We start from the raw sequence: 16,570 nt of genomic DNA, 5'->3' as shown, positions 1-16,570 counted from the left end.
GGGCGACCCGCGTAACACGCTCGAAACATATGGGACATGGCCGGGAAACGGCGGCTGCCTAGCCTCTTGGATAGCCAAGGAGTGCCAAGGAGGCCGGATGTTCAGCAGCGCCGAAGAGATCCTGAGCTATATCAGGGACGAGGACGTACGGTTCGTCGACTGCCGGTTCGTGGACCTGCCGGGGAAGATGCAGCACCTGACGTTCCCCGTCGAGCGCTTCGACGAGAGCATCTTCACCGAGGGCCTGATGTTCGACGGCTCGTCCGTCCGCGGGTTCCAGGAGATCCACGAGTCGGACATGCTGCTGCTGCCCGACCCGGCGACCGCCGTGCTCGACCCGTTCCGGCAGCACAAGACGCTGAACCTGAACTTCTTCGTGCACGACCCGCTGACCGGGGAGCCCTACAGCCGCGACCCGCGCAACGTCGCGAAGAAGGCCCAGGACTACCTGCGCGGTTCCGGCATCGCCGACACCTGCTACTTCGGCCCCGAGGCGGAGTTCTACATCTTCGACGACGTCCGCTTCCAGACGTCGCCGAACGCCGGCTTCTACCACCTGGACTCCATCGAGGGCGCGTGGAACACCGGCCGCGAGGAGCCGGGCGGCAACCTGGGCGCCAAGCCCGGCTACAAGGGCGGCTACTTCCCCGTCCCGCCGATGGACCACTACACCGACCTGCGCTCGGAGATGTCCGCGCAGCTGCTGAACGTCGGCCTGAACGTCGAGCTGCACCACCACGAGGTCGGCACCGCGGGCCAGTCCGAGATCGGCGTCAAGTTCGACACCCTCCTGAAGGCCGCCGACAACCTCCTGCTCTACAAGTACGTCGTCAAGAGCGTCGCGCGCGCCGCGGGCAAGACCGTCACGTTCATGCCCAAGCCGATCTTCGGTGACAACGGGTCCGGCATGCACTGCCACCAGTCGCTGTGGAAGGACGGCTCGCCGCTCTTCTACGACGAGGTCGGGTACGCGGGCCTGTCCGACAACGCCCGCTACTACATCGGCGGCCTGCTCAAGCACGCGCCGTCCCTGCTGGCCTTCACCAACCCGACGGTGAACTCCTACCACCGCCTGGTCCCCGGCTACGAGGCCCCGGTCAACCTGGTCTACTCGCAGCGGAACCGCTCGGCCTGCATCCGGATCCCGATCACCGGCTCCAACCCGAAGGCCAAGCGCGTCGAGTTCCGCGTGCCGGACCCGTCCTGCAACCCGTACCTGGCCTTCTCGGCGATGCTGATGGCCGGCCTGGACGGCATCAAGAACAAGATCGAGCCCGCCGAGCCGGTCGACAAGGACCTCTACGAGCTCCCGCCGGAGGAGGCCCGCGCGATCCCGCAGGTCCCCGGCTCGCTCCCCGAGGTCCTCGCGGCCCTCGAGGCCGACCACGACTACCTGCTCGAGGGCGGCGTCTTCACCCAGGACCTCATCGACACCTGGATCTCGATGAAGAACGAGTTCGAGATCGACCCGATCCGCCTCCGCCCGCACCCCCACGAGTTCGAGATGTACTACGACATCTAAAGATCCCCACCGATTCGCGCGGCCCCGGCGGTTCTCCGCCGGGGCCGCGCGATGTCGTGCCGCCGGACGGGCGACGGCGCGACGCCGGACGGGCGGGGCGCGCGGTCTGGTCCCGGAGGTGTGGCCGGGGTCACCTGAAATCAACCGGAAAGGTTCGGTTAACTCCACCCAAAGACCGGAGACGGGGTCAGGGTCGTACTACTCAGGTCTGAGGTGAAGACCGTTCGCTGCGGTGATCACATATCTGGGCCGCCGGAGAAGGATGGTCGGTATGGCCCAGATCGCCCCCCCGGCCGCTCACCGAGTCCCGGCCCACCCGGCCCCGCGCGGTGAGCGGCGACGGCAGGCCGCCCCGCCGCGGCGCCGGGTGTTCACGGTACCCCCGGTGTGGCGCGAACTGCTGCTGATCGTCGTCTTCTACACCGGTTACTCGCTGACGCGCATCGTGCTGGTGCAGGACGGCACCGCGTCCGCGTTCGCCCACGCGGACCAGATCCTGCGGTTCGAAGGGGCGCTGGGCCTCGACGTCGAGCTGTCGCTCAACCGCGCGCTGCTGGACCTGCCGTGGCTGGCGAAGGCGGCGAACGTCTTCTACGCGACGATGCACTTCGCCGTGACGCTCGGCATGGTGCTGTGGCTGTACCTGCGCCGGCCGCAGGACTACCGGTGGCTGCGGACGTCCCTGATGATCGCGACCGGGGTGGCGGTGCTCGGCTTCTGGCTGTACCCGCTGGCGCCGCCGCGGTTCCTGCACGAGGCGGGGTTCGTCGACCCGGTGACGGCGCTGCAGTCGTTCGGCCTGTACGCGAGCGACGCGTCCGCGACGATGACGAACCAGTACGCGGCGATGCCGTCGATGCACGCGGGCTGGGCGCTGTGGTGCGGGTTCATCATGGTGCGGCTGACGGCGCGGCGGTGGCTGAAGGCGCTGGGCGTGCTGTACCCGGTGACGACCACGCTGGTGATCCTCGCGACCGCCAACCACTACGTGCTGGACGCGGCCGCGGGGTTCGCGGTGGTCGCGGGCGCGCTGGCGGTGTCGTGGCTGCTGTACGCGCGGACGCCGCGGCGGCTGCTGGACGCGCGGGACCGGCTGCTCGGGCGGTGCGCGCCCGCCGCGCCCGTCCCGGCGCCGCGGCCCGCCGCCGGCGACCGTCCTGAGCCGGTGGGGGCCGGTCAGTCGGCGTAGCCGTAGAAGACCCGCTCGACGACCGCGCGGGCGCGGCGGGTGCAGCGGCGGTGGTCCTCCAGGAGGTCTCCGGCGGTGGCGTGGCCGAGGACGCGGGCGACGGCGCTGCGGTCGCTGCGGTTGTCGGTGGGCAGCAGGTCGGACGCCCTGCCGCGGACGAGCATGACGGCGCCGCGGATGCGGGTCGCGAGTTTCCAGGCGGCGGCGAGCACGTCGGCGTCGGCGGGGTCGAGCAGGTCCGCGCCGACGGCGGCGTCGAGCGCGGCGAGGGTGCGGGTGGTGCGCAGTTCCGGGACGTCGTGGGCGTGCTGCAGCTGGATGAGCTGGACGACCCATTCGACGTCCGACAGGCCGCCGGGGCCGAGCTTGACGTGCAGGCGCGGGTCGGCGCCGCGCGGGAGCCGCTCGGACTCCATGCGGGCCTTCAGGCGGCGGATCTGCCGGACGGCGTCGTCGGCGATGCCGCCGGGCGGGCGGCGGATCGGGTCGATGAGGGCGCGGAACCGGTCGCGCAGGCCGGGGTCGCCGATCATCGGGTCGGCGCGCAGCAGCGCCTGCGTCTCCCACGGCTCGGACCAGCGGGCGTAGTAGGCGGCGTAGGACGCGAGGGTGCGGACGAGCGGGCCGCGGCGGCCCTCGGGCCGCAGGTCGGGGTCGATGGCCAGCGGCGGGTCGGAGGCGGGCAGCGACAGCAGCCGGCGCAGTTCCTCGGCGACGGCGCGGGCGGCGCGGTCCGCGGCGCGCTCGTCGGCGCCGGGGAGCGGGTCGTGGACGAACATGACGTCGGCGTCGCTGCCGTAGCCGAGTTCGCGCCCGCCGAAGCGGCCCATCGCGACGACCGCCATGCGGGTGGGCAGCGGCGCGCCGGTGCGGGCCTCGACCGCGTCGGTCGCGGCGCGCAGGGCGGCCTCGACGGTGACGGCGGCGATGTCGGTGAGGGCCTCGCCGACGGCGGTGACGTCGGCGAGGCCGAGCAGGTCGGCGACTGCGACGCGGAACAGCTCGCGGCGGCGCAGGGCCCGCACGACGGTGACGGCGTCCTCGGCGGCGGCGGTGGCGGTGTCCGCGGCGGTGGACGGGGCGTGCCTGCGGACGGCCGCGAGCGCTTCGGCGCGCAGCGCGTCGTGGGGGCGGGGCGCGAGTTCGGCGTCGCCGGCGAGCATGGCGACGGCCTCGGGGGCGCGCAGCAGCAGGTCGGTGGCGTAGCGGCTGGCGCCGAGCACCCACGCCATCCGCTCGGCGACGGTGATGTCGTCGCGGAGCAGCCGCAGGTACCAGGGGGTGGTGCCGAGGGCGTCGCTGACCTGCCGGAAGCCGAGCAGGCCGGCGTCCGGGTCGGGGGCGTCGGCGAACCAGCCGAGCATGACCGGCAGCAGGGTGCGCTGGATGGCGGCGCGGCGCGACACCCCGGCGGTGAGGGCCTCGATGTGCCGCAGGGCGCCGGCGGGGTCGTTGTAGCCGAGGGCTTCGAGGCGGGTGCGGGCGGCTTCGGGGGTGAGCCGCGCCTCCTCCTCGGGGAGCCGCGCGACGGCCCGCAGCAGCGGCGCGTAGAACAGCTTCTCGTGCAGCCGGCGGACCTCGCGGGCGTGCCGCCGCCACAGCGCGGTGAACTCGCCGACCGGGTCGGTGCGCAGGCCGAGGGCGCGGCCGAGGCGGCGCAGCTCGTCCTCGTCGTCGGGGACGAGGTGGGTGCGGCGCAGCCGGTGCAGCTGCAGGAGGTGCTCGACGCGGCGCAGGAACCGGTAGGCGGACGTGAGGGCCGCGGCGTCCTCGCGGCCGACGTAGCCGCCGCGCGACAGGTCGGCGAGCGCCTCGAGGGTGGTGGGGCTGCGGAGCGTCTCGTCGGTGCGGCCGTGGACGAGCTGGAGGAGCTGGACGGCGAACTCGACGTCGCGCAGGCCGCCGGGGCCGAGCTTGAGCTGCCGTTCGGCCTCGGCGCCGCGCCGGTCGAGGTCGGCCTCGACGCGGCGCCGCATGGCCTGGACGTCCTCGACGAAGTCCTCGCCTTCGGCGGCGGCCCACACGATGGGCGCGACGGCGTCGATGTAGCGGGCGCCGAGGTCGGCGTCGCCGGCGACGGGCCGGGCCTTCAGCAGCGCCTGGAACTCCCAGGTCTTCGCCCAGCGCTCGTAGTAGGCGCGGTGGCTGGCGAGGGTCCGGACGAGGGGGCCGGCCTTGCCCTCGGGGCGCAGCGCGGCGTCGACCTCCCAGAGGGAGCCCTCCTCGGTGCTGGCGGAGCAGGCGCGCATGGTGGCGGCGGCGAGCCGCGTCGCGGCGCGCAGCGCGGCGTCCTCGGGGGCGCCGTCGCGGGCCTCGGCGACGAACACGACGTCGACGTCGCTGACGTAGTTCAGCTCGCGGCCGCCGCACTTGCCCATGCCGATGACGGCGAGGCGGCAGGACGGGTGCTCGGGGACCTCGGCGCGGGCGATCGCCAGGCCCGCCTCGAGCGCGGCGGCGGCGAGGTCGGCGAGTTCGGCGGCGACCTTGGCGACGTCGGCGGCGCCGACGAGGTCGCGCCCGGCGAGGTCGAGCAGGCGGCGCCGGTACGCGACGCGCAGCGCGGCGGGCGCGGCGCTCCCCGCGGCCGCGGCGACGGGCTCGGCGTCGCCGGGGCGGGCGCCGACGGCGGCGAGCAGTTCGGCGCGGACGTCGCCGAAGCCGGCGTGGTGGTCGCGCAGGACGTGCCAGTGACCGGGGTGCCGGACGAGGTGGTCGCCGAGCGCGGCGCTGGCGCCGAGGACGGCGGTCAGCCGGTCGCGGGTGCCGTCCTCGTCGGCGAGGGCGGCGCGCAGTCCGGCGCCCTCGCCGTGCTCGTCGGCGGCGGCGAGCAGCCGGAGCAGGGCGCCGAGGGCGAGGTCGGGGTCGGCGGTGCCGCCGAGGACGCCGAGCAGCGCCTCCAGGAGCGGGCCGTCGAGCCGGACGCCGTCCGCCGCCTCGGCCTCCCGGACGAGCCGCTGCGCGCGTCCCGCGTCGGTGAAGCCGAGGCGTGCCAGGCGTCCGGCGAGGGACGGGCGGCGGTCGCGGTTCCTGGGCTCGGTGGTCCTGGGCTCGGTCACGCCTCAACCGTAATGCGCCGCGCCCCCGGCGGGGGTCACAGGACGGCCAGCAGCCGCCTGCGCTCGAACTCGGTGACCTCGCGGCGGTAGTCCTCCCACTCCTGCCGCTTGTTGCGGAGGAAGAAGTCGAAGACGTGCTCGCCGAGGACGTCGGCCATCAGCTCGCTGCGCTCCATGGCGTGGACGGCCTCGTCGAGGTTCTGCGGGAGCGGCTCTATGCCGAGGGCGCGCCGCTCGGCGGGGGTGAGCGCCCACACGTCGTCCTCGGCGCCCGCCGGGAGCTCGTAGCCCTCCTCGATGCCCTTGAGCCCGGCGCCGAGGATCGCGGCGAACGCGAGGTAGGGGTTGGCGGCGGTGTCGAGGGAGCGGAACTCGATCCGGGTGGAGTGGCCCTTGTGCGGCTTGTACATCGGGACGCGGACGAGCGCGGAGCGGTTGTTGTGGCCCCAGCAGATGTAGGACGGGGCCTCTCCCCCGGCGCCCGCGGCGGATCCGACGTTGCCCCACAGCCGCTTGTAGGAGTTGACCCACTGGTTGCAGACGGCCGTGATCTCGGCGGAGTGCCGCAGGACGCCCGCGATGAACGCGCGCCCGACCTTCGACAGCTTGAACTCGGCGCCCGGCTCGTAGAAGGCGTTGCGGTCGCCCTCGAACAGGGACATGTGGGTGTGCATGCCGGAGCCGGGGTGGTCGGTGAACGGCTTCGGCATGAAGGACGCGTGCACGCCCTGCTCGAGCGCGACCTCCTTCATGACCAGCCGGAACGTCATGATGTTGTCGGCGGTGGTGAGCGCGTCGGCGTAGCGCAGGTCGATCTCCTGCTGGCCGGGGGCGCCCTCGTGGTGGCTGTACTCGACGGAGATGCCCATCGACTCCAGCATCATGATCGCGTTGCGCCGGAAGTCGTGCGCGGCGCTGTGCGGGGTGTGGTCGAAGTAGCCGCCGGAGTCGGCGGGCTCGGGCTCGCTGCCGTCCTCCGGCTTGGTGTTCAGCAGGAAGAACTCGATCTCGGGGTGGGTGTAGAACGTGAACCCGAGGTCGGCGGCGCGGGCGAGCGCGCGCTTGAGGACGTACCGGGGGTCGGCGAAGCTCGGCGACCCGTCCGGCATGAGGATGTCGCAGAACATCCGGCCGACGCCGGGCGACTCCGAGCGCCACGGCAGGACCTGGAACGTGGACGGGTCGGGCTTGGCGATCATGTCGGCCTCGTAGACGCGGGCGAAGCCCTCGATCGCCGAGCCGTCGAAACCGATGCCCTCGCCGAAGGCGCCCTCCAGTTCGGCGGGCGCGACTGCCACCGACTTCAGGAACCCGAGCACGTCGGTGAACCACAGCCGGATGAACCGGATGTCGCGCTCCTCCAGCGTCCGGAGCACGAACTCCTGCTGACGGTCCAAAGCCTTCTCCCTCGGTGCCTTGCTCCGCCGGCCCGCCGGAGCGACGGGTCCGGCCACTGTGCAGTATGCCCGGCCGCTGTTACCACGACGTTACGCGTTCCGCGTCGTTCCCGTGGCCGCCGGGTGGCGTGTTCGCTCTCGGCCGTGCGTCCGAAGGTATCGGACCTTCACCCCATACCGCCCGCCCGTCCGGGCCCCGAGCAGCCGTTTCCCGAATCTTGACGTGCCGATCGGGCCTCCGCCGGGAACTGATCATTAACGTGAACCGCGTCGTGGACATCTCTCTTCTTCTCTCGACGGCCGACGGGGCCGCCGCACTGGCGGCGCCCGCGGCCATGCACCCGGAGTCGTGGCGGCTGTGCGCGCAGGTGGAGACCTGGGCGCGCGGCCGCGGCCTGGTGCTCGGAGATCCGGACACCTCACCGCTCGGCCGGGCCCGCTGCGAGCGGCTGGCCGCGCGCGTCTTCCCGACCGCCGACCTCGCCGCCGTGGACCTGTTCGCCCGCTGGCTGACCTGGACGCTCGCGCTGGACGACATGCTCGACCATCCGCCGCTCGCCGACAGCGGCAGCGCCGTGCACTCGCTGTACGACGACCTGCTGCGCGCGACCCGCCGCGGGCATCCCCGCCCGGGGGCGCGGCCGCTGGAGGCGACCCTGGTGGAGCTGTGGCACGCCACGGCCGCGGGCATGAGCCGCGACTGGCGCCGCCGCTTCATGCTCCACCTGGAGGCGCACCGGGACGCCTGCGCGGAGGAGGCGGTGAACCGCCGCATCGAGCACGTGCCGACGCCGCGCGAGTTCGCGCCGCTGCGCCGCCGCGCGTGCGGGCCGTTCCTGTACGACCTGGTCGAGCCCGTCCTCGGTGTCGAGCTGCCGGTGCGGCTGCTGCGGACGCCCCGCTGGAAGGCGCTCGCGCACGCCGTCGCCGACGCCGTCGCGTGGTCCAACGACCTCGCCTCGCACGACCTGGAGGCCGCGCGCGGCGACGTCCACGACCTGCCGGCGGTGCTCGCCCGGGCCGAGGGGACGACGCCCGCGCAGGCCGGCGCGGCCGTGGCGGCGCGCGTCGCCGAGCGGATCGAGGACGCCCGGGAGGCCGCGCGGCGGCTGCCGGACATGCTCGACCGGCTGGAGCTGACCGTCGCGCAGCGCGCGGCGGCGGCCCAGGTCGTCCGGGTCCTGCTGGACACTCCGCGGGCGCACGTCGACTGGCTCGTCGAGTCCGGGCGGTACGAGGCGGGCGCGGCGGTCCCGGCGCCGCGGCTGGACGCGCTGGCGTCGCTGCGCTGACCCCGGCGGGTCAGCGGGGCGCCGCGCCGGGGGCGGCGGCGAGGGCGTCGCCCGCCGGCGTCCGGGAGTACAGCACGCGGCGGCCGAGCCGGTGCCCGGTGACGAGCCCGCAGGCGCGGAGCACTCCGAGGTGCTGGCTGACCGCCGCGGGCGTGACGCCGAGCCGTCCGGCCAGCTCGGTCGTGGACGCCGGGGACGCGAGCGCGAGCAGCAGCCCGGCGCGGCGGCGGCCGAGCAGCGCGGCGAGCGCGGCGGCGGGGCCGTCCGGCCCGGCCGGGCGGCGCGTCTCCCAGAGGGCCGCGACGCCGTTCGGCGGGTAGCTGAGCATCGGCTGGTAGGGCGGCACCATCACCGACGTGTCCGGCCAGACGAACGCGCTCGGGACCAGCAGCAGGCCGCGCCCGTCCAGGGCGCCGCGGAAGTCCCAGCGGCGGTCGATCGCGAGCGTCCCCGAGCGCCAGGCGACCGACGGGTGCAGGCCGCCGAACACCCCGGCGGCGCCCTCCGCGGCGAGGGCGCGGGTGCGGCGCAGGACGTCGCCCTCCAGCAGGTCGCGGATCCGCGGCCAGTACGGCTCGACGGCCGCGGCCCAGTACTCCTCGAGCAGGTCGGCGACGGCCGCCAGTGCGCGCGCGGGGCGCTCCGCCATCTCCGCGCGGACCGGGTCGGGCGGCAGGAACCGCAGTTCGGCGGCGACCACCTCGGGCGGCGTGGCCCGGACGGTCTCCAGTTCGGCGCCGAGGTCGGGCAGCGGGGTGTCCGGCGGCGGGGTGAGGAAGTCGGGGATGTAGCCCCAGGCGGGGACGATCCGCCGCAGCGGCGCGAGGTCCCGCCCGCGCAGGCGGGGCCGGACGGCGTGCACCCACGGCAGGTGGAGGGCGTGCCCGGACGGGTCGGCGAGGACCCGCAGGCTGCGCACCATCTCCCACAGCGGGGAGAACGCGAACCGGACCCGCGCCACGTCGTCCGGAGCGAACACCAGCTCGACCATTAAGCCCAGACTAAATGAATATCGCTGCCCCGGCGGCTCCCCGACCATCGGACCCGTGACCACCGCGCAACACGCCCCCGCCGGCCCGCCGCCCGGCCGCATCGCCGCGTTCCTCGCCCCCCGCGTCGGCGGATTCCCCCGCACCTTCTGGGTGCTGTGGGCGGGCACGCTCCTCAACCGGCTCGGCACGATGGTCGAGCCCTTCCTCGGCCTCTACCTGACCACCATGCGGGGCCTGTCGCTGGCGCAGGCCGGCGTGGTGATGGCGCTGCTCGGCGCCGGCTCGCTCGCCGGCCAGCTCGTCGGCGGCGTCCTCGCCGACCGCGTCGGCCGCCGCGCCACGCTGACCGCCGCGACCGTCGGCGCCGGCGCCGCGATGCTCGCCCTCGGCCACGCCCGGGGCATCGCGGCGCTCGCCGCGTCCGCGCTCGTCCTCGGGCTGCTGCTGGACATGTACCGGCCCGCGTCGCAGGCGATGGTCGCCGACATCATCTCCCCGGCGGACCGCCCCCGCGCCTTCGGGCTGCTGTTCTGGGCCGTCAACCTCGGCTGGGCCGTGGCGATGGTGCTCGGCGGGACGCTCGCCCGGGAGGGCTTCCTGTGGCTGTTCTGGATCGACGCCCTCACCTGCGCGGCGTTCGGGGTGCTGGTGTGGCGCGCCGTCCCCGAGACGCGGGACCGCGCGGCGCGCGCGTCGGCCGCCCCGGGCGGGTTCCGGCGCGCGCTGCGGGACCGCGTCATGGCCGCGTACGTCGTCATCACGCTGCTGTACACGTTCGTGCTGATGCAGGGCATGACGACCATGCCGCTGGCGATGAAGGAGGACGGCCTCGGCGCGCAGGCGTACGGGCTGGCGATCGCCGCGAACGGAGTGCTGATCGTCGTCGTGCAGCCCCTGGTGAACGCCTGGCTGAGCCGCCGCGACCACAGCCGCGTGCTGGTCGCCGGGTTCGTCCTCGTCGGCACCGGGTACGGGCTGACCGCGCTGGTCTCGTCGCTGCCCGGCTACACCCTGACGATCATGGTGTGGACGTGCGGCGAGATCGTCGCGGCGGCCGTCCTGCAGGCGGTCGTCGCCGACCTCGCCCCCGCTGACCTGCGCGGGCGCTACAACGGCCTGTACGGGATGGCGTGGGCGGGCGGGTTCCTGCTGGCGCCGCTCGGCGGCACCCAGCTGCTCGGCCTCGGCGGAGGGCCCGCGCTGTGGCTGACGTGCCTGGTCATCGCCCTCGTCGCGGCGGCGGGCCAGCTCGCGCTCGCCCCCGCCGTCCGCCGCCGCCATTTCTCGTCAGAGTGACGATACCGGTTCGGGACGTACTACCCTGGGAGGGTGGCACAGCTCCGGATCGCGCTCGCGCAGGTGAACCCGACCGTCGGCGACCTCGACGGCAACGCCGACCTCATCGTGGACTGGACGCGGGCGGCCGCCGACGCCGGCGCCCACCTCGTCGCCTTCCCCGAGATGGCGCTCACCGGCTACCCCGTCGAGGACCTCGCGCTGCGGCCGTCCTTCGTCGAGGCGTCCCGGCGCGCCCTCCGCCGCGTCGCGCGCCGCCTCGCCGACGCCGGCATGGGCGGCGTCCCCGTCGTCGTCGGCACCCTCGACCGCCGGGAGGGCGGCCGCCGGCCGCTGAACGCCGTCGCGTGGCTGCACGGCGGCGACGTCCTGATCTCCTCGGCGAAGCACCACCTGCCGAACTACGGCGTCTTCGACGAGTTCCGCATCTTCGAGCGCGCCGACGTGCTCCCGGTCGTCCGGCTGCACGGCATCGACGTCGCCACCGTCATCTGCGAGGACCTCTGGCAGGAGGGCGGCCCCGCGAGCGTCACCCGCGCCGCGGGCGCCGGGCTCCTCCTCTCCGTCAACGCCTCCCCCTACGAGCGCGAGAAGGACGACGTCCGCCTCGACCTGTGCGCCAGGCGCGCGCGCGAAGCGGGCTGCGCCCTCGCCTACGTGAACATGGTCGGCGGCCAAGACGAACTGGTCTTCGACGGCGACTCCGTCATCGTCGGCCCGGACGGCGCGCCCATCGCCCGCGCGCCCCAGTTCGTCGACCACCTCCTCATCACCGACCTCGACCTGCCCGAGGCGTCCCCGGACGAAGGCCCCGCCTCCGTCGACGCGCCCGGCGGCACGACGTTCACCGTCGAGCGCCGCACGCTGTCCGCGTCCCCCCTGCCCGCCTACGACCCCGAACCGCCGACCGTCTCCGAACCCCTGGACGACCTCGCGGAGATCTACGCGGCGCTCGTCGTCGGCACCCGCGACTACGCCCGCAAGAACGGGTTCCGCTCGGTCGTCCTCGGCCTGTCCGGCGGTATCGACTCCGCCCTCGTCGCGACGATCGCGTCCGACGCCGTCGGCCCCGAGAACGTCCACACCGTCCTGCTGCCCAGCCGCTACTCCTCCGAGGGCTCGGTGTCCGACGCCGAGGACCTCGTGAAGCGGCAGGGCGTGCACTCCCGGATCGTCCCGATCGCCCGGATGGTCGAGGCGTTCGAGGCCGAACTCGACCTGCACGGCCTCGCCGCCGAGAACCTGCAGGCCCGCATCCGCGCGAACGTGTGGATGGGCCTGTCGAACGAGCACGGCCACCTCGTCCTCACCGGCGGCAACAAGAGCGAGCTCGCCACCGGCTACTCCACCCTCTACGGCGACTCCGCCGGCGGGTTCGCGCCGATCAAGGACGTCTTCAAGACCACCGTCTGGGACCTCGCCCGCTGGCGCAACACCGCGCTCGCCGCCGACCTGCCGTTCCTGCACCCCTTCGCGCAGGAGCCCGTCCCCGAGGCGATCATCGTGAAGGAGCCGTCCGCCGAACTGCGCCCCGGCCAGCGCGACCGCGACAGCCTCCCCGAGTACTCCGTCCTCGACCCCGTCCTCGCCGACTACGTCGAGCGCGACATGGGCCGCGACGCCCTCGTCGCCGCCGGGCACGACGCCGAGCTCGTCGACCGCGTCGTCCGCCTGGTCGACATCGCCGAGTACAAGCGGCGCCAGTACCCGCCCGGCCCCAAGATCACCCCGAAGAACTTCGGGCGCGACCGCCGCCTCCCCATCACCAACCGCTGGCGCGAGCGCGGCGACGTCACTCCGTGAGCGCCCGCCGCAGGGCCGTCGCGGCGATCGCGATCGCCGTCGTGCGGGTCGCGTAGGACAGCAGCGCCGGCGCCAGCTCGCCGCCCACCGCGAGGTGCCGGTCGAACTCCAGCACCAGCACGTCCGCGCCGACGTCCCGCAGGATGTCCCGCACCTTCCCGACGTCCACCAGCCGCCGGTGCGCCGGCGAGCGGACGGTCAGCACCACCAGCGTCCGGGGCACCAGCCCCCGCAGGTCCCCGGAGCCGAGCCAGTCGAGGGCGCGGCCGGCGGCGGCGGCGCCCTCCACCGTCGCCGGCGTCACCAGGACCTGCGCGTGCGCCCCGGCCAGCACGGCCCGGTGCAGCGGCGTGTGGACGCCCGCGCCGCAGTCGGTGACCGTCACCCCGAAGAACCGGCTGAGCGCGAGCCCCGCCGTGGCGTAGACGTCCGCGTCCAGACCGCCGTCCCCGACCCCGCCCCGCGACCCCGGCAGCACCCACAGCCCCTCCCCCGCCCGCGCGAGCCGCGGCTCGACCTCCGCGAACGACGCGGTGGCCGGCGACACCCGCGCGAGACCGGCCGGCGACGGGCCCGGCGGGACGCCCAGCCGCAGCGGCAGCGAGCCGAACTGCGGGTCGGCGTCCAGCGCCAGCACGCGGTCCCGGCGGTGCCGGGCGAGGACCGTGGCGGCCAGCGCCGCGACCGTGCTCTTCCCCGACCCGCCGCGGATCCCCGTCACCGCGATGCGGCGCCCCGTCGTGACGGGCCGCGCCAGCCACGCGCCGTGCTCGGCGAGGGCCCGCACGTCGTCGGCGGCCCGCAGCGGGCGGACGGCGCCGCGCGCCAGCCGCCGCGGCAGCGGATCGCCGTGCACGTCGCGCGCCGGACGCGGATCGGCCACGATGCCCCTCTCAGAACGTGCCGAGCAGGCGCTCGAACGTGCCGAACACGCCGATGGCCACCGGGACGATCGCGACGACGGCGAGCCCCTCCACCACGTTCGCCGCCCGGCGCAGCCGCGCCCGCACATGCTCCGGCTGCCCCGCCGCCAGCACCGCCACCGGCACCGCCAGCACCCCGGCCAGGAGCACGAGCGCGGCGGGCGGGCCCCAGCTCGCGTGCCCCGCCAGCCGCACCGCCAGCCCCACGGTGATCGCGACGGCCGCGCCGAGCAGCGCCGTCTTCTGCACGACGAGCGGGAAGACCCTCGCGCGCCCGCCGAGCACCACCGCGAGCAGCGCCGCGAGCGCCGCCGTCCAGCCGTCGAACCGCGACAGCGCCCCGAACCCGGCGACGGCCGCCGCGACCGCGACCGCCGCGGTCGCGATCGTCATCGTGCGGTGCGCGCCGTCGAACGCCTCCAGGACGTCCCCGCGCCGCACCGCGCCGCCCTCGCCCCGCCGGTCGTCGAGCGACGTCAGCCCGGACAGCGCGAGCGCCAGCCGCAGCACCACCCCCAGCAGCACGACGCACCCGCCCGCCAGCACGGCGCCGATGCGCGGCGCGTCCAGCCCGAACGCCGCGCACAGCCCGCCGGCGCCCGCCAGCAGCGCGATCACCGCGCCGCCGACGACGCCGCCCCGGCCGAGTGGCGACACCGCCCCGAGCAGCACCGTCAGCGCGGCCGCCAGCAGGCCCGCGCCCGTCCACGCGAGCCAGTCCGGACGGTCGAGCCGCTCGGCGGCCGTCCACAGCGCCACCGCACCCGCCGCCCCGCCCGCCGCCGCCGGACCCGCGACGCCCGCGCGCAGCACCAGGACGATCGCCGCCGCCAGCGCCGCGACCGCCGCGGTGGCGGTCCAGCGCATCGCCGCGGGGCCCCACCGCCACAGCCGCCCGTCCAGCGCGTCGCCCACCACCTCCGGCACCTCGTGCACCACCGGGGCGGGCAGCGGCTCGTCGCCGCGCACCAGCCGCAGCACCGCGCCGTCCGGGATCCGCCGCTCGGCCAGCGTCGTCCCGGGGTCGAGCACCTCCCCCGTCGACGTCGCCAGGTGCCGCAGCCGCGGCGGGCTCTGCACCGGGTCGTCGAGCACCTCCAGGACGTCCGGCAGCAGCGCCCCGATCGGCTCCCGCGCCGGGAGGACCATGTCGACCCGGCGGTGCTCGCCGACGAGCGTCACCCGGCTCCACGCGGACATAGGACCCTTTCCACTGCGGTCACCGGGGCACGCCCGCCCCGGTGACGGGATCAAGGTAGCCGGTGCGCACCAGCCACCGGACGGTGAGCAGAGCGGGCGGATTCGGGAACAGCCCGGCGTTCAGCGTGAACCGCGCGCCGCCGCCCGCGGACAGCGACGCGTCCGCGTCGAACGGGCGCGCCACCCGGTACCGGTGGTAGCCCCGCGCCTCCGCGGGCAGCCCGCGGCGCGCGAACGGCGTCCCGAACGGCGACAGCACCGACCCGGACTCGTTCCCGAACGCGTCGACGAGCGTCCCCGCCCGCAGCCGGTGCACCACGGACGTCCCGCCCGCCGCGGCGACCGCGTCCCGCACCTCCGCGTCGAGCGCCGCACCGCCCCGCACCGCCGCCCGCTCGGCGTCCGCGTCGAGCGCCCGCACGGGGCGCCCGTCCGGGACGACCAGCTCCCCGTACAGCCAGCGGCACGCCTCGTCCTCGGTGGGGAACTCCGCCGCGATCCGGGCACGGCCGAACTCGACGACGCCGCCGGAGTACCCGTCGGCGTCCCGCGCCACCACGTAGTGCGACCCCGAACCCCCCGGCCGGTCCGGCAGGACGTACAGGCCCGCGGGGACGCCCGCGCCGGCGAGCGCCCGGCGCAGCATCGCGAACGTCACCTTCGCGCCGACCCACTCCGCGGGCACGGGCGCCGTCCCGGGCCCGGGCGCGGCGACCTGCGACTCCGCGGCCTTCCGCTCCTGCTCCTGCAGCCGCGACCGCAGGTACGAGAACCCGACCGTCCCCGCGCACAGCACCGCCGCGACGCACAGCCCCGCAACGACCTTCACCAGGTTCTCGTCGAACGTCCGGCGGGTCCGGTCGGGGCCGAACAGCAGCGCGTGCCGGAGCCTGCGGCGCCGCACGGCGACCGACTCCAGCAACTGGGCGTCGTAGTCGCGCAGGGTCCCCCCTCTCACCGGAGGAGGGACGCACCGACCGGTGCGTCCCTCCCGACCGCGTTCAGATGGCCTGAACGGCCGCGCTCGCCTTGTTCAGCGTCGTCCCGGCGATCTCGTCGTTGCGCTCCAGCGTCGCCTTGACCAGCCGGATGATCTCACGGGTCTCGTTGGCCGCGTTGTGCCACTTGACCTCCTTCGCGCGGTACTCCTCCGACACCCCGGTGGCCTCGAAGTCGGCCAGCGCGGCGGCGACGTCGGTGTCGCGCGTCCCGATCAGCGCCTCCAGCCGGGCGACGATCGCGTGGATGTTGGCCTGCGCCTCGCCGGATGCCCCGGTGTCGTAGCTGCGGCGTCCGTTCGTCATTCGGGCGTCCTCTCGTGGTCAGCGGAACTTGGCGCCGTCGAAGTCGGCCGCCGACTGCATGCGCCCGGCCTCGTCCGCCATCGACCGGTCACCGGCGGCGAACGCCTGCTCCATGCCGATCTGCCCGGTGTTCACCCGGTCGAGGCCGCCCTTCAGGTCGGCGGCAATCTGGTCCGACCGCGCCTTGAAACCGTCGAACGCGGCCTTACCGGCCCCGTTGAACTTCCCCGCGAGCGGCTCCGCCGCCACGATCAGCTGCTTCACCAGCGCCGCGAGCTCCTCACCGCGGTCCCCGGTGTTGTTCGCGAGCGTGATCAGCGTCTGCTCGCCCTGGTCCCATCGCCCCATGTCTCACCTACCGCTCGAATCGCCGCGCGGACGACGATAGCCGGATCTTGATCTCCGTTCTATCGGACGAGTCAGACACGTCAGGCGTTCAGTCGACCCCTGACCGATTCCGGCAACACACCCCACACACCCCCACCTCCAAGGCCCTGAACACCAGCGACCTGCAAAAACAACGATCGCCCCTCCCTTCACCCACCAACTCCACACCCACCGAAAACGCGCATTACGGTCATCCAAAACACCAA

13 protein-coding genes are annotated in these 16,570 nt (G+C 74.7%); 5 read left to right on the top strand and 8 right to left on the bottom strand.

What is annotated here, in order from left to right; translation table 11 throughout:
- Positions 1–97 precede the first annotated feature (97 nt).
- Together glnA (H505_RS0135145) and H505_RS0135140 are read left to right on the top strand one after the other, a co-directional pair.
- Complete coding sequence (glnA, locus tag H505_RS0135145; protein WP_026405681.1) at positions 98–1,522, top strand: type I glutamate--ammonia ligase; 1,425 nt, start codon at positions 98–100, stop codon at positions 1,520–1,522.
- A gap of 385 nt (positions 1,523–1,907) precedes the next feature.
- A complete protein-coding gene (locus H505_RS0135140) occupies positions 1,908–2,711 on the top strand; it encodes a phosphatase PAP2 family protein (protein WP_084551164.1) in 804 nt (267 codons plus the stop codon).
- Here the strand turns inward: H505_RS0135140 and H505_RS0135135 are convergent.
- Together H505_RS0135135 and glnA (H505_RS0135130) are read right to left on the bottom strand one after the other, a co-directional pair.
- On the bottom strand, positions 2,699–5,770 hold the full coding sequence (locus H505_RS0135135) for a bifunctional [glutamine synthetase] adenylyltransferase/[glutamine synthetase]-adenylyl-L-tyrosine phosphorylase (protein WP_026405679.1): 3,072 nt from the start codon (positions 5,768–5,770) through the stop codon (positions 2,699–2,701). The two genes, H505_RS0135140 and H505_RS0135135, sit on opposite strands and share 13 nt — an antisense overlap.
- A 35-nt stretch (positions 5,771–5,805) precedes the next feature.
- Complete coding sequence (glnA, locus tag H505_RS0135130) at positions 5,806–7,167, bottom strand: type I glutamate--ammonia ligase (RefSeq protein WP_026405678.1); 1,362 nt, start codon at positions 7,165–7,167, stop codon at positions 5,806–5,808.
- 260 nt (positions 7,168–7,427) lie between these two features.
- On the opposite strand from glnA (H505_RS0135130), the gene H505_RS0135125 reads away from it, so the two are divergent.
- A complete protein-coding gene (locus tag H505_RS0135125) occupies positions 7,428–8,459 on the top strand; it encodes a terpene synthase family protein (RefSeq protein ID WP_245592712.1) in 1,032 nt (343 codons plus the stop codon).
- A 10-nt stretch (positions 8,460–8,469) separates the two neighbouring features.
- Here the strand turns inward: H505_RS0135125 and H505_RS0135120 are convergent, their stop codons facing one another.
- Positions 8,470–9,450, bottom strand: a complete 981-nt coding sequence (locus H505_RS0135120; RefSeq protein WP_026405676.1) for an ArsR/SmtB family transcription factor — start codon at positions 9,448–9,450, stop codon at positions 8,470–8,472.
- A 55-nt stretch (positions 9,451–9,505) separates the two neighbouring features.
- Between H505_RS0135120 and H505_RS0135115 the strand changes: the two genes are divergently transcribed.
- Both H505_RS0135115 and H505_RS0135110 read left to right on the top strand, forming a co-directional pair.
- A complete protein-coding gene (locus tag H505_RS0135115; protein WP_199748104.1) occupies positions 9,506–10,747 on the top strand; it encodes an MDR family MFS transporter in 1,242 nt (413 codons plus the stop codon).
- A gap of 33 nt (positions 10,748–10,780) precedes the next feature.
- Complete coding sequence (locus H505_RS0135110) at positions 10,781–12,550, top strand: NAD+ synthase (RefSeq protein WP_026405674.1); 1,770 nt, start codon at positions 10,781–10,783, stop codon at positions 12,548–12,550.
- Here H505_RS0135110 and H505_RS0135105 read toward each other — a convergent pair.
- Genes H505_RS0135105 through H505_RS0135085 form a run of 5 tightly spaced genes read right to left on the bottom strand, consistent with a single transcriptional unit; the run spans position 12,540 to position 16,325 of the window.
- Positions 12,540–13,433, bottom strand: coding sequence for a MinD/ParA family ATP-binding protein (locus H505_RS0135105; RefSeq protein WP_026405673.1), 894 nt, complete (start codon positions 13,431–13,433; stop codon positions 12,540–12,542). The two genes, H505_RS0135110 and H505_RS0135105, sit on opposite strands and share 11 nt — an antisense overlap.
- A 10-nt stretch (positions 13,434–13,443) precedes the next feature.
- Entirely contained in the window at positions 13,444–14,673 is a 1,230-nt protein-coding gene (locus H505_RS0135100; RefSeq protein ID WP_026405672.1) for an EsaB/YukD family protein, read from the bottom strand.
- Between the two features lie 19 nt (positions 14,674–14,692).
- Positions 14,693–15,631, bottom strand: a complete 939-nt coding sequence (locus tag H505_RS0135095; protein ID WP_026405671.1) for a TNT domain-containing protein — start codon at positions 15,629–15,631, stop codon at positions 14,693–14,695.
- 43 nt (positions 15,632–15,674) lie between these two features.
- Positions 15,675–15,977, bottom strand: coding sequence for a pore-forming ESAT-6 family protein (locus tag H505_RS0135090; protein WP_026405670.1), 303 nt, complete (start codon positions 15,975–15,977; stop codon positions 15,675–15,677).
- Positions 15,978–15,995: 18 nt separating this feature from the next.
- A complete protein-coding gene (locus H505_RS0135085; RefSeq protein WP_026405669.1) occupies positions 15,996–16,325 on the bottom strand; it encodes a hypothetical protein in 330 nt (109 codons plus the stop codon).
- Between the last annotated feature and the right edge of the window lie 245 nt (positions 16,326–16,570).

This window comes from Actinomadura rifamycini DSM 43936, assembly GCF_000425065.1.
GTDB classification, from domain to species: domain Bacteria; phylum Actinomycetota; class Actinomycetes; order Streptosporangiales; family Streptosporangiaceae; genus Spirillospora; species Spirillospora rifamycini.
The sequence above is the reverse complement of the archived record's forward strand: the minus strand, read 5'-3'. Positions and strand labels throughout refer to the sequence as shown.